At 30.4% G+C, this 14499-nt stretch carries 10 protein-coding genes; 1 reads left to right on the forward strand and 9 read right to left on the reverse strand.

Features of this window, described 5'->3' with window-relative positions:
* Positions 1 to 80: 80 nt before the first annotated feature.
* Positions 81 to 1049, forward strand: coding sequence for an ornithine cyclodeaminase family protein (locus tag NSA58_RS01515; protein ID WP_074080073.1), 969 nt, complete (start codon positions 81 to 83; stop codon positions 1047 to 1049).
* Positions 1050 to 1084: 35 nt separating this feature from the next.
* On the opposite strand, the gene rlmD is transcribed toward NSA58_RS01515, so the two are convergent.
* The 9 genes from rlmD to NSA58_RS01560 all read right to left on the reverse strand — a co-directional run bounded on the left by rlmD (position 1085) and on the right by NSA58_RS01560 (position 14497).
* A complete protein-coding gene (rlmD, locus tag NSA58_RS01520; protein ID WP_039680375.1) occupies positions 1085 to 2446 on the reverse strand; it encodes a 23S rRNA (uracil(1939)-C(5))-methyltransferase RlmD in 1362 nt (453 codons plus the stop codon).
* 74 nt (positions 2447 to 2520) lie between these two features.
* Complete coding sequence (locus NSA58_RS01525; protein WP_039680376.1) at positions 2521 to 3213, reverse strand: HMG-box domain-containing protein; 693 nt, start codon at positions 3211 to 3213, stop codon at positions 2521 to 2523.
* Positions 3214 to 3521: 308 nt separating this feature from the next.
* Positions 3522 to 5087: a sodium-dependent transporter gene (locus tag NSA58_RS01530; RefSeq protein ID WP_039680377.1), complete on the reverse strand. Its 1566-nt coding sequence runs from the start codon at positions 5085 to 5087 to the stop codon at positions 3522 to 3524.
* Positions 5088 to 5384: 297 nt separating this feature from the next.
* Positions 5385 to 7145, reverse strand: coding sequence for a pyruvate kinase (pyk, locus tag NSA58_RS01535; RefSeq protein ID WP_039680378.1), 1761 nt, complete (start codon positions 7143 to 7145; stop codon positions 5385 to 5387).
* 22 nt (positions 7146 to 7167) lie between these two features.
* Positions 7168 to 8127, reverse strand: coding sequence for a 6-phosphofructokinase (gene pfkA / locus NSA58_RS01540; RefSeq protein ID WP_039680379.1), 960 nt, complete (start codon positions 8125 to 8127; stop codon positions 7168 to 7170).
* A 156-nt stretch (positions 8128 to 8283) separates the two neighbouring features.
* On the reverse strand, positions 8284 to 11814 hold the full coding sequence (locus NSA58_RS01545; RefSeq protein ID WP_257559988.1) for a DNA polymerase III subunit alpha: 3531 nt from the start codon (positions 11812 to 11814) through the stop codon (positions 8284 to 8286).
* 84 nt (positions 11815 to 11898) lie between these two features.
* Positions 11899 to 12873 (reverse strand): DNA-binding protein WhiA, encoded by a 975-nt coding sequence (gene whiA / locus NSA58_RS01550; RefSeq protein ID WP_039680381.1) that lies wholly within the window; start codon positions 12871 to 12873, stop codon positions 11899 to 11901.
* 17 nt (positions 12874 to 12890) lie between these two features.
* Positions 12891 to 13316, reverse strand: a complete 426-nt coding sequence (locus tag NSA58_RS01555; protein WP_039680382.1) for an NUDIX domain-containing protein — start codon at positions 13314 to 13316, stop codon at positions 12891 to 12893.
* A gap of 65 nt (positions 13317 to 13381) precedes the next feature.
* On the reverse strand, positions 13382 to 14497 hold the full coding sequence (locus tag NSA58_RS01560; protein ID WP_039680383.1) for a gluconeogenesis factor YvcK family protein: 1116 nt from the start codon (positions 14495 to 14497) through the stop codon (positions 13382 to 13384).
* Between the last annotated feature and the right edge of the window lie 2 nt (positions 14498 to 14499).

The raw sequence follows: 14499 nt of genomic DNA on the forward strand, positions 1-14499 counted from the left end.
AAATAAATATCAATTTACTTTGTATTTTTTTACAACTATAATTAAATAAGAGTATAAATTAAGGGGGAATAAAAAAATATATGTTAATCATCAATGAAAAGTACATGGAGCAAAATATAACTATCGAAGATGTATTAAGTTCTATAGAAAAAGCATTATTAATACAAGAATCTGGCAAATTTAGTCAACCAGATCGTATCCATTTAGGTGAAGATGAAAATCCATTTTTGTTAATGCCTTGTTTTAAAGAAGACTATTTTTCTACAAAGTTGATAACTGTATATCCTAAAAATAGTGAAATAGGGGAAGCTGTAACACAAGGTGTTACTTTATTAAATGATATTAAGACCGGCAAACCTTTAGCTTTATTAAATGGTACATATTTAACAGCACTAAGAACAGGATGTGTTGGTGGTGTATCTTCAAAATATTTAGCAAAAAAAGATGCTTCATCTATAGCGATAATCGGAGCTGGCGTTCAGTCAGTATTCCAAGTGTTAGCTACATGTGCAGTTAGACCAATAAAAGACGTGTATGTATATAGTAGAACAGAGTCAAAAGTAAACTCTTTCATAGAGAAATTACAGCTATTACTTCCTAATGTAAAGTTCCACAGAAGTAATTCTAGTAAAGATGCTATAGAGAAAAGTGACATAATAATATGTGCTACTACCTCAGCTAATCCTGTTATACCTGATGATGCTGATTTATACAAAGGAAAACATATAATCGGAATCGGTTCTTATCAACCTCATACTAGAGAATTTTCTAACGCTGCAATTAAATCTGCTGATCATATTTATACAGATACTTTATTTGCCATAGAAGAAAGTGGGGACTTAGGCATACCAGTTAAAGAAAATTTAATAAAAAAAGAAGATATTCAAACTTTAGGTAAGGTTATTCAACTTAATGAATTAGATGATGATTTATTAAATTCTACTACTGTTTTTAAATCTGTTGGCATAGGCTTATTTGATTTATGTGCAGCTGAAGCCATATATAAGCATGCTCTTGAAAATGGTGGTTCTATAGATATAAATTTATAAACAATAAAAAGTAGAGAAATTAATTTCTCTACTTTTTATTGTTTCTTAACTATAAGAGCCACATTTTCAATATGAACACTATGAGGGAACATATCAACTGGCTGTACTTCTAAACATTTGTATCCTCTTTCATCTAGATAATTCAAATCTCTAGCTAAAGTTGATGGATTACAAGAAACGTAAACTACCCTATCAGGTTGCATAGATATAATTGTATCTAGTACTTTTTCATCGCAACCTTTTCTAGGTGGGTCAACAACTACTACGTTAGCACGTTTCCCTTGTTTATACATCTTTGGAACAACCTCTTCAGCCTTTCCAACATAGAATTCCACATTATCTAAATTGTTTATATTTGCATTTATCTTTGCATCTTTTATTGCTTCTTCTACAATCTCTATTCCATACACTTTTTTAGCTTTTTGCGCTAAAAATAATGAAATAGTTCCGATTCCACAGTATATATCAAATACTGTATCATTTTCTCCTAAATTAGCATATTCTAATGCTTTATTATATAGTACTTCTGTTTGTACAGGATTAACTTGGAAGAATGATAAAGGTGATATTTCAAATACTAAATCTCCTATATTATCATTAATCTTTCCATCTCCATAAATCACTCTATTTTCATTTCCTAATATTACATTAGTTTTTTCTCTATTCACGTTAACTACTAACGTTTTAAATCCTGGAATATTTTCTTTTAATACAGATGCTAGTTCATTTAAATATGGTAATTTTCTTCCGTTGGCAACTAATACTACCATAACTTCTTTAGTAGTAAAACCTACCTTTGTTACTAAGTGTCTTAAAACCCCTGTATGAGTTTTTTCATCATATATACTAACTTTATAAGCTCTTATATATGTTTTTATTATTTTTATTATTTTATCATTTACATCATGTTGTATAATACATTGATTTGTAGGTATAATATCATGGCTTTTCTTTTTATAAAAACCAATTACAGGTACTCCATCTACTTTTTGAATAGGAAATTGTGCCTTATTTCTATATCTAAAAGGTTCTTCCATTCCTAAAGCATTATGAATTACCACATCATCAAGTTTTCCAATTCTACTTATAACTTGTTTCACTTCATTAGTTTTTAAATTAAGTTGTTCTTTATAATCTAATTCTTGAATTTGACATCCACCACATTCTTTAAGCTCTTTGCTACATTTTCTCTCAACTCTATATGGTGATGGTTCCAGTATTTCAACTATTTCTCCAACGGCATAATTCTTTTTTGATTTAGTTATCTTAACCTTAATCTTATCTTTTACTAATCCGCCATCTACAAAAACTGTAAATCCTTCGAATTTACCAATTCCAACTCCACCTTGACCTATATCAACTATCTCTACAACGTACATTTTATCCTTTGATAACATAGGTTTTCCTCCGAACAATTAAATTTAGACTTCAAAGACTTATTTTATCAAAAAAATAAGGACTATTAAAGTCCTTATATAAATAAATCTCTATTTTTTAATCCTAAATAAAATTGTGTACATGCTAATACAAGTAAAATTACTCCTCCTATAGAGCCTATGTAGATTAATTTCTCTGCTAAACCTTGTGATAATCCTGATTCTACAATCACTTGTACATATTTATTAAAGTTTTGCATTGCTTGGTATCCATATCGAACCCATGTAATACCTGTCATAAGTCCCATTGGAACTATACTCATGCTCATATAAAATCCATTTATTGATCTTTGCTTACTACCTTTAACTCCAAGTATAATTGGTACTAAAAATAATAGTGGCAACATATATCCATAAAATTGAGGTGTTAAAGCTAAAAATAATGCTGCCGTTAAATAAAATGCTAATAAATAATTTTTTAATACATTTGTTTCACCTTTAAAGTCTCTTAAAGATGCTTTCAAATATCTTATATATACAGGCAGATCATTTTCAACACCTTGAGTATCCCTACCCATTCTCATATCTTTAATTAATTCCTTGCCTTTTCCATTAAGTTGATTATATTGTTTACTAAAATATTCTGGTACTTCTACCTGCTCATATTCAGATCTTAACTTTTCTAAATCAGACAAATATTTTTGTCTTTTTCTTTCTTTTATCCCTTTGAACTTTTTGGTTTCAGTGATTAATTGGTTAATCGTCATAACTACTAATCCTGTACTCATACCTCCACCCCCTTATAATTATGATACTATATAGACAATTCAACTGCTACATTTTAATAATAAAATTTATAAGTTCTTTTATATATATATTCATTATTTATATAAAGAACCCTACAAAATTGTAGGGCTCTTTTTTATTTTAGTTACCTTTCGTTATCAAAATTCTATTTACCATGGTTTACTATCTTACTTAATGCTATTCCAGCACAACTTAATATAATAACCCACACTATTGACATAAAAGCCCAAGCAAATCCTGTCATTATATTCACCATCCTTTAAATTTAATCTATAAGATTAAAATTTTATTAAGCTTCTACTTTATTATTATTTATTTCAGAAGTATATTTAGATTTTATAGATTTATATGTTTGTATAAATCCAACTATTAATATACATACAACTACTGCCCTAGCAAGATTTACCCAAACAACAAATTGTTCATTTCCTGCCATATAAGATGGTATAGCTTTAAAGTTACCAGCTAATGCATAGTCCTTAGTAAATATTGCTAGGAAAACTATTATAGAAATTGGTGTCAAGAATTGATGGAATAATCTAAAGAACCATTTTGGTACCTTCCATAAACCACCTTTATTCATTTCATCTAATGCTGGGTCTTTAACTAACCAAGCTACAACTATAACTTCTATTAATCCAAGAACAATTAACAAGTAGTTACCTATCCAGTTATCAACTTCTGTAAAGTAGAATAAGTTAGCAGTTCCTGTAACTATTGATTCTAATGCTATTGGAGCACCAACTATCAAATATGCTAAGAATATAATAACGGCACCTTTCTTTCTTTGTATTCCCATATCTTCTTCTAGTAATGCAACTAAGTAGTTGTACATTGCTATAGCTGAAGTAAATCCTGCGAAGAATAATAAGAAGAACCAAACAGCTCCGAATATTCTACCACCAGTCATATCAGCAAATACATTTGGCAATGCCATAAATGCAAGCCCTATACTACCTTTTATACCTTCTGGTCCAAGGAATGCATATGAAATAGGTATAACAGAAGTACCAGCAAGTATAACTTCAGCAAATTCATTTAATGATACTGTAGCAACAGAAGCAGCTACTATATCTTCATCTGCTTGTAAATAAGATGCATAGTTACAAATAATCCCCATACCCAAAGATAATGTGAAGAATATTTGTCCTGTTGCAGTTACTACTGAAGCCGAAGTTAATTTACTTAAATCTGGATTCCATACGAAGTTTAATCCATTCATTGCTGACCAATCAGGATTAACTGGAGCACCTAATGTTAAAGCTCTTATAACAAGTATGATACCAAATACATATATTGTTGGCATCATTACTTTAGCCCAAGCTTCTATACCTTCAGATACACCCTTCATTACAGCCCATCCAAGTAAAGCTAAAGAAATTACCCAGAATATCAACATCTTAGGATCAGTTATATATTGAACAAAGAATGTTGAACCATCTACACCTACATAACCACCTGTTAGTGATTGTACTGCGTACCCTAGTGACCAACCTATTATATGAGTATAATAAGAGTTAACTAATAATGTAACTCCAAATGCTATAGCTCCCGCAAGAGCTCCAAGTATAATTGCAGTTTTTGGTTTTACAGCTTTTTTAGCCTGTAAATAAATCATTGGGCCTACTGTACCATGTCCATGCGCTCCACCATAACGACCTATACTCCATTCTATTAACATTACAGGTATACCTATAACGATTAGAGCAAAGAAGTATGGTATCATAAATGCGCCACCACCATTTGTAGCAGCTATATACGGGAATCTCCAGAAATTCCCTAATCCAACAGCATTTCCTGCCATTGCTAAGATAAGACCTATCTTAGAACCCCATTGTTCTCTGTTTTCTGCCATTTGTTACTCCCTCCTTTTTATTTTAAATATTACGGAAAATAAAACCTAAAATAAATATTCAGAATAAAACCCCTTTTGTCTATATTTTCACATTTTTGTAAATTTTCTGACTATTTATCTTATAAAAATAACCACTAGACTTTGTTATTATCTAAGTGGTCATTTTATATAATAGTACCATCCTTTACTAAAACATGCAATAATTCTTTCAAAATTTATTTTTCAGATATTCTTGCCGCTTTAATAAATTGCTAGATGCACTATAGTAAAATATATTAATTATTTTTAATTTTATTCTTATAATACTCTACTTGATCCTCTGTATACAGCACCTCTTGTAGTATCAACTGTTATAAGTTCACCATCTTCAACACTTGATGATATATTTGTAGCAGATACAATAACTGGTTTTCCTAAGTTAATTCCAACTATTGCAGCATGAGAAGTCATTCCGCCATCTTCTGTTATTATGGCAGCAGCTTTTTCTATATAAGGATTCATTTCTTTATCAGTCATACTAGTAACTAATATATCTCCTTCATTGAAATTTTCACAAACTTCTCCACTTTTAACAAAACGTACTTTTCCCTCTACTGTGGTTCTTCCTATACCTATACCTTGACATATTTCTTCACTTACAACATGAACCTTTATTAAATTAGTCGTTCCGCTTACTCCTGTTGGAACACCTGCAGTTATAACAACTAATTCTCCATCATGAATGAAACCTTCATTTTTACTTGCTTCTATTGAATTATCTATAAGATCATCTGTATTTCCTGCCTGTTGGCAGTTTACTGTATAAACTCCCCAGCTTAATGATAATTGTCTACTAGTTTTACTATTAGGAGTTGCAGCTATTATTGGAGTATTTGGTCTAAATTTAGAAACCATTCTAGCTGTATGCCCTGAAGATGTTGATGTAACTATTCCTGAAGCATTTAAACTTTTAGCTGTTGTACACGTTGCATAACTTATTGCATCTGTAACATTAGTATTATTTAAACCTTTGTTTCTTAATATATTATCATAATCTAAAGTTTCTTCTATTCTTTTAGCTATTGTAGCCATTGTTTTAACTGCTTCTACTGGATACTTTCCTGCAGCAGTTTCTCCAGATAACATTATTGCATCTGTTCCATCATATATTGCATTGGCAACGTCAGTTACTTCAGCTCTTGTAGGTCTTGGATTTCTAATCATTGAGTCAAGCATTTGTGTAGCTGTTATAACTGGCTTTCCTAATTCATTACATTTTTTAATCATTTCTTTCTGTACTATTGGCATTTCTTCAGTTGGTATTTCAACTCCTAAATCACCTCTAGCAACCATTAAACCATCAGAAACTTGTAGTATTTCATCTAAGTTATCTACACCTTCTTGGTTTTCTATTTTTGATATTATTTGTATATCTGTAGCATTATTATTTTCTAACACTTCTTTTATTGCAAGAACATCAGATGCTTTTCTAACAAATGAAGCTGCTATAAAATCTATTCCTTGAGTTATCCCGAATTCTATATCTGATATATCTTTAGGAGTTAATGCTGGTAAGTTTATCTTTACACCTGGAACGTTTACGCCTTTGTGATTTTTAACTATACCTGAGTTTTCAACTACACAATGAATTTCATCACCAATAACTTCTTCAACCCTTAGCCCAACTAGACCATCATCTATTAATATTAAATTACCTTTTACAACATCATTAGCTAATCCTTTATAACTAACTGTACAAATTTCTTTAGTTCCCACAATATCAGCCATAGTTATTGTAAATTTGCTTCCTTCTTCAAGAAAAACTTCTGGATCTGCAAAGTTTCCAGTTCTTATTTCTGGACCTTTAGTATCTAATAATATTGCAACTGGCTTCTTAAGTTCTTCTCTAACTTTTTTTACCATATCCATTCTTTCCTTATGTTCTTCATGAGAACCGTGAGAGAAGTTAAATCTACAAACATTAAGACCATTTTCTATTAGTTTAGTTAGGACTTCTTCACTTTGAGAAGCTGGTCCTAAAGTACAAACTATTTTTGTTTTCTTAGCACTCTTAAGCATTATTTATATCCTCCTAAATGTTTTATATAGATAGTATTTGAGCCATTTGATAACTTTTCTTATCAAAATCTCTCTTCATAGATAAAGCTTCGTGTATTTCCATATCTATTATTTTATCGTCTCTTACTCCTACTACTCTAGCAGATTTACCATCTAAAAGTAATTCAACTGCTCTTACTCCCATTCTACTTGCTAATAAACGATCTGCTACTGTTGGACTTCCTCCCCTTTGAACATGTCCTAATATTGTTACTCTAAGATCTACGCCAGTTCTTTCAACTATTTCTTTTCCAATATCATTAGCATTGCCAACACCTTCTGCTAATACTATTATACTGTGTCTTTTACCTCTTTTTTTAGTAGTCTCTAATCTTAAGCAAATATCTTCTATTTTATAATCAACTTCTGGTACTATTATGGTTTCAGCCCCACCAGCTAATCCTGAATATAAAGCTAAATCACCACAATGTCTTCCCATAACTTCAACTATGTTAACTCTTTCATGAGAAGAAGATGTGTCTCTTATCTTACTTATTGCATCTACTATAGTATTAAGTGTTGTATCGAAACCTATTGTATAATCTGTGTAAGCTAAGTCATTATCTATTGTCCCTGGTATACCTATAGCTGGAAAACCTAAATCACTAAGTTTTTGAGCTCCATTGAAAGAACCATCCCCACCTATTACAACTAAACAGTCTATTCCATGTTTCTTAAGAATCTTAACTGCTTTTTGTCTTCCTTCTTCAGTTTTGAATTCTTCACATCTCGATGACTTAAGTATTGTACCACCTCTATGGATAATATCCCCAACTGACGATAAATTCATTTCAACTAAATCAGATTCAATAAGACCCTTATATCCTCTATTAATACCATAAACTTTGCATCCATAGTATATGGCAGATCTAACAACAGCTCTAATAGCTGCATTCATTCCTGGTGCATCCCCACCACTAGTCAATATTCCTATTGTCTTCATAGTACTACCTCCTAATAATCCTAAATCCTTAGAGTTGTAATTTTTACTCCCTAGGTATATATGTTCTAATTAATTTTATAAAAACATTTTCACCTACATATATTGTGTATTATATCACAAATTTTACCTTCTTTTTGTATAAAACACTAATTTATACTAATTTTTAACTTTAACATTTTCTACACCTAATAACTCTTGTAATTTATATTTTAAATCTGAATTTAAGCTTACTTCCATACCTGTCCATTTAAACATTTTTCGAGGATGTTCTGTACATATGTAAACACCTTCATTGCCTCTATGTTGAAGTAATATTTTTTCTATTGAGTTAATAAGTTGCTGATTATCCATACTATCTATTTTTATAAATATGCCTCTTGCCTCAGGCTTTTTATTTTTTGTGTATACATTATTTCGATTGTTAATTTTAAAATTATTAGTATCATTTATATCTCTAATCTCTCTAGCTATAAGTTTTGCACCTTCTTCTTCTTTTATGCTAAGCTTACCTTTAATATAAATAATATTATCCTCATTTAAAATATTATTGTATTGTTTTAAAACTTGAGGAAATACTATGACTTCAATAGTACCATACAAATCTTCCAACTCTAAAAATGCCATAATATCGTTTCTCTTAGTTGTTTGTATTCTCTTATTAACAATCATTCCACCTAAAATAACTTCTTTTTCATCTAAATTTAAATATGCTTCCATATCTTCTTTTAAAGCATTAATTTTTCCATTATCTATAGATGTATTATTTTTTAATTCTTTTTCAAACTCTCCAAGAGGGTGACCACTTACATACATTCCAAGAACTTCTTTTTCTAATGCTAGCCTTTCTCTCTCTTCAAATTCGTTTACTTTAGGCATTGAACTAACTTCTTGCTCAACCTCAACAGTTTCTTCTCCCATTTGAAGTCCATCAAATAGAGATATTTGACCTTTAACATTTTTCTTTCTATCCATAGATACACTTTCTAATAACTTTTCATACCCCATCATTAGGCTGGCTCTATTATCACTAATATTGTCAAAAGCTCCGCATTTAATTAAGCTTTCTAATACTCTTTTATTTAGGTCTTTTGAATCTAATCTTTTTACTAAATCAGCAAAATCTTTAAAATCTCCGTTTGCTTCTCTTTCTTTAATAATATTATTTATCACGTTTATACCCACATTTTTGACTGCTGCTAAACCAAATCTTATATTATGCCCTTCAACAGAGAATTTACCAAAACTTTTATTAATATCTGGTTTTAAAATTTCTATTTCTAATGCACTACATTCTCTTATATATTCAACAACTTTATCTGTATTACCCATTACACTAGTTATTAATGCTGCCATAAATTCAACTGGATAATATGCTTTTAAATATGCTGTTTCATAAGATACAACTCCATATGCCGCTGCATGTGACTTATTAAAAGCATATCTTGCGAAATCAATCATATCATCAAATATTTTATTTGCTATATCTTCTGAGATTCCATTTCTTACACATCCAGTTATTTCCATATTTCCACTTTCATCTTCTTTTCCGTGTATAAAATACTGTCTTTCTTCTTCCATTACATCCATTTTCTTTTTACCCATGGCTCTTCTCACCAAGTCACTACGACCATAGCTATATCCAGCTAAGTCCCTAACAACTTGCATAACCTGTTCTTGATAAACTAAACACCCATAAGTAACTTCCATTATAGGTCTTAAACTTTCATGAATATAAGTAACTTTCTCTGGATTATTTTTATTCTCAATATAAGTAGGTATAGAATCCATAGGACCTGGTCTATATAGAGATATCCCAGCAACTATATCCTCAAAGTTATCTGGCTTAAGCTGCTTCATAAAGTTCCTCATACCAGAACTTTCTAACTGGAATACTCCAAGAGTATTTCCTGAAGAAAGTAACTCATAAACCTTTGGGTCATCATAATCCATTGATGAAAAGTCTATTCTCTTTCCATATTTATGCTCTATTAAGTCAAGTGCATCTCTTATAACTGTAAGAGTTCTAAGTCCTAAGAAATCCATTTTTAGAAGGCCTAATTCTTCTAATGTAGTCATTGTGAACTGAGTACTTATAGATTCTTGGTGTTTATATAAAGGAACATATTCATCTACAGGGTTTTTAGATATAACTACACCTGCAGCATGGGTAGATGCATGACGTAGCATTCCCTCCATTTGCTTAGAAATATCTATTACTTCCTTTGTTTCAGCATCATTTTCATATAGTTCTCTAAGGTTTGGATTCATCTCTAATGCTTTATCGATAGTCATCCCTAGATCAAAAGGAATTTCTTTTGCTATTTTATCAACCTTGTTATAAGGAATATCCAATACTCTACCAACATCTCTTATAGCTGCTTTTGCTTTCATAGTTCCGAAAGTTATAATCTGAGCAACATGATCATCACCATATTTTCTTTTGACATAATCTATAACTTCTTCTCTTCTTTCATAACAAAAATCTATATCTATATCTGGCATAGATACACGTTCTGGATTTAGGAAACGTTCAAATAACAGCGAATATTTTATTGGATCTATATCAGTTATTCTCAAAGTGTATGCAACTATAGAGCCTGCTGCACTACCTCTCCCTGGTCCAACCATTATATTATTTTCTTTTGCATAATTTATAAAATCCCAAGTAATCAAGAAGTATTCTATATATCCCATTTTTGAAATTACATCAATTTCATAATTTAATCTATCTACTGCTTCTTGTGTAGGATTTTTATATCTCTCCTCTAATCCTTTAAAACAAAGTTCTCTTAAGTAACTTTCCGTTGTGTAACCTTCTGGAACATTATATTGTGGTAAATGATAAGTATTAAAATCAAACTCCACATTACATCTTTCTGCGATCTTAACCGTATTGTCTAAAGCATCTATTGCATAAGGGAAAAGTTGCTCCATTTCTTCCCTTGATTTTAGATAAAATTCATCACTACCAAATTTCATTCTACTTGGATCATTTAAAGTTTTACCCATTTGAATACACATAAGTGCATCATGAGTTTTTGCATCCTCTTTATTTACATAGTGGAGATCATTTGTGGCAACAAGTGGTATACCTGTTTCTTTAGACAACTTAACTAACCCTGCATTTACCTCTTTTTGTTCTGGTAAATTATGATCTTGTATTTCTAAATAAAAATTATTTTCTCCAAATATCTCCCTATATAATAAAGCAAATCTTTTGGCTTCTTCATAATTCCTATTTAAAATATTATTTGATACATCACCAGCTAAACAAGCTGATAGTGCTATAATTCCTTCACTATGTTTTCTCAATTCTTCTATATCAACCCTTGGTTTGTAGTAAAACCCTTCGACATAAGAAGTTGAGACTAATTTTATTAAATTTTTATATCCTGTCATATTTTCAGCTAACAAAACTAAATGACCATATTTTTTGTCATAGTTAGGGTCTTTATCTCTTAAACCACGAGATGCAGTATAAACTTCGCATCCTATAACTGGTTTTATTCCTGCTTTTTTAGCCTTTTTGTAAAAATCTATTGCTCCAAACATACACCCGTGGTCTGTTATTGCAATAGCTTTCATATTTAGCTCTTTTGCTCTGCTTATCAATTTATCTAATCTTGAGAATCCATCTAATAAGCTGTATTCCGTATGCACATGAAGATGAATAAAATCTTTATTCATTATCTCACCTCCTAAATTTATAAACTTATTTTATCATATTTATATAATTAAAAAAGAGGCTATATAATATAACCCCCTTAATAATTAGTTTTCATTATTATTTTCACTATCAAATTCTTTATTTCTCAATTCATTAGCTATATCTTCTATTTTTTTCAATCTGTGATTTACACCTGATTTACTAATTGGAGGATTCAATAATTCTCCTAGCTCCTTTAATGTTAAATCTTCATTTTCCACTCTTAATAAAGCAATTTGCTGTAAACTTTCGGGTAATCTACTTATACCCATTTTTTTTTGAATTAATTTTATATTTTCCACTTGTCTTACTGCTGCATTAACTGTCTTAGAAAGATTAGCAGTCTCACAATTTACGATTCGATTTACATCATTTCTCATTTGCTTTAATATTTTTGTATTCTGTAGACTTAAAAGAGCTTGAAAACCACCTATAAGACTTAATAAGTCAGATATTTGTTCACTTTCTTTTAAATATACAACATAAGAATTTTTTCTACATACTATCTTTGAGTTTAAACCTAAAGAGTTAATTAAATTCATTAAAGATTCTGCAAACTCTTCATTGCTAGTAACAAATTCTAAATGGTAATTTTTTTCTGGATCACTTATAGAACCTCCACCTAAAAACGCTCCTCTGATAAAGGCTTTTTTACACTCCTCATCTTCATATACCCAGGATGGAACCGTATGACAAGGTAAAAAATCTTCATCTTTCTCTAAAAGACCTAAAGTTTTCATTAACTCTTCAGAACCCATATCACTTTTAACCGTTAGTACATAGCTATTATTTCTTTTTAACATTTGGTTTTTATTAACTACAATACTCGTATTTATATTAAAATCAGTTTTTAATGCTTTAAAAACTTTTCTAGCTACTGAATTTAGTTCTGTAGAAATTTTCAAGTTAATCTTTTTATATCCAGCAATTTGAATACTACCAGCCAACTTTGCTATTCCTGATAATTCAGCTTTTTTGCAACATAAGCTTTCTGGTATCACTCTTGCTAATTCATTTTTCGTTTCTGTAGAAAAAGACATATATACCACCTATTATTTTAACTCTTTTTTAATCTTTTTTTTATTTCTTTTAAAGCCACCTTTATAATTTCTTTCTCATCATCATATCTTGCTAGATCAACAACTCTATCTATATGAATAAACTTAGCGTCCACAAATCCTTCTTCCTTTTGTGGTACTGTATCCATGTTCTTAGCATGCATCAAGTACCAAAATACAGTTTTATGAACAGCTCTATTTTCGTCCCAATTCTCTTTAAAAGTATAATGTATTTCTCCAAGATATTTTAAGGTTTCTGCTTTTACTCCTGTTTCCTCTGACACTTCTCTTAATGCAGCTTCTTCGTTATTTTCACCTTCTTCTACTTTTCCCTTTGGCAATACCCAGTCACCATTAAACTTTCTCAGTAGAAGAATAGCATTTCCAAATAACACCACCCCACCGGCACTAATTTCTTCTCTCATAGATGTTCACTCCTTAAAACTAACATAATAATAAGGATTTCTACATAAAATTTTAAAATCCTTTTTTACCTTGCCCTGTCATAATCATGACTTAGTGCCAAATTATTGATTACTTCACATATAGAATCTGCGTGATGTCTAATATAGTCATTTTTAATTTCTATTAAATCTCCTTCGACTACTTTGATTCCCATGTTCTTTAATTCAATTTTTTGCTTCTTATCTAATAATACTTGTTTTGCTCCATCTTTTTTATATTTTTCAAATTGATTGTCAGGTATTATTTCATCATTAGCTATAACATAATCAATCAAATTTTCTTTTGTATGTTTGTTTATAGCTTCAACATGATTCAGTACATTATATCCATCGGTTTCACCTGGTTGTGTCATTACATTAGGAATATATATTTTTGTTGCATTAGTTCCTTTTATAGCTTCAACTACACCTTCTACCAATAAATTTGGTATTATACTAGTATATAAACTGCCTGGACCCATTATAATGTAATCTGCTTCATAAATAGAATTAATCACATCATCTAATGGTTTCGCATCTTTAGGCTCCAAATATACTTCTTCAATTTTGCTTTTTTGTTTCCTTACTTCCTTAGGAATTTTAGATTCCCCTTTGATTATATTTCCATTATTTAATTTAGCAATCAAGTCTATACTTTCTAATGTAACTGGTAAAACCCTACCTGTTATATTAAAAATCTCACTTAATTTGTAAACAGCTGTTTCAAAGTTTCCATATAGACCATTCATAGCTGCTAAAAAAAGGTTTCCAAAACTTTGACCCTTTAGACCACCTTCTTCAAATCTATATTGCATTACTTCTTGCATAGTAGGCTCTGTATTAGCCAGAGCTAACAAGCAGTTTCTTATATCACCTGGCGGTAACATTCCTAGGTCAGATCTCAATACTCCAGATCCTCCACCATCATCAGCAACAGTAACTACTGCAGTGATGTTAGGGGTAATTTTCTTAAGACCTCTTAAGAAAATTGATTGACCTGTTCCTCCTCCAATAACGACTACATGAGCCTTATTATCTTTTATAGTTTTTCTTTCATTATCTTTATCTTTTTTTACTTGTTTTTTTGCTTTTATAAAAAAAGCTATCCCTAGAACTAAAGTTACCATACCTAGAATATCTATAATATAAGCCAAATATTTCATAG

The organism is Terrisporobacter muris (genome assembly GCF_024621905.1).
In the GTDB taxonomy this organism is placed as follows: domain Bacteria; phylum Bacillota; class Clostridia; order Peptostreptococcales; family Peptostreptococcaceae; genus Terrisporobacter; species Terrisporobacter muris.

Coding starts and splice junctions, on each gene's coding strand:
- NSA58_RS01515 (WP_074080073.1), top strand. CDS start 81: ATGTTAATCATCAATGAAAAGTACATGGAGCAAAATATAACTATCGAA.
- rlmD (WP_039680375.1), bottom strand. CDS start 2,446: ATGTTATCAAAGGATAAAATGTACGTTGTAGAGATAGTTGATATAGGT.
- NSA58_RS01525 (WP_039680376.1), bottom strand. CDS start 3,213: ATGAGTACAGGATTAGTAGTTATGACGATTAACCAATTAATCACTGAA.
- NSA58_RS01530 (WP_039680377.1), bottom strand. CDS start 5,087: ATGGCAGAAAACAGAGAACAATGGGGTTCTAAGATAGGTCTTATCTTA.
- pyk (WP_039680378.1), bottom strand. CDS start 7,145: ATGCTTAAGAGTGCTAAGAAAACAAAAATAGTTTGTACTTTAGGACCA.
- pfkA (WP_039680379.1), bottom strand. CDS start 8,127: ATGAAGACAATAGGAATATTGACTAGTGGTGGGGATGCACCAGGAATG.
- NSA58_RS01545 (WP_257559988.1), bottom strand. CDS start 11,814: ATGAATAAAGATTTTATTCATCTTCATGTGCATACGGAATACAGCTTA.
- whiA (WP_039680381.1), bottom strand. CDS start 12,873: ATGTCTTTTTCTACAGAAACGAAAAATGAATTAGCAAGAGTGATACCA.
- NSA58_RS01555 (WP_039680382.1), bottom strand. CDS start 13,316: ATGAGAGAAGAAATTAGTGCCGGTGGGGTGGTGTTATTTGGAAATGCT.
- NSA58_RS01560 (WP_039680383.1), bottom strand. CDS start 14,497: ATGAAATATTTGGCTTATATTATAGATATTCTAGGTATGGTAACTTTA.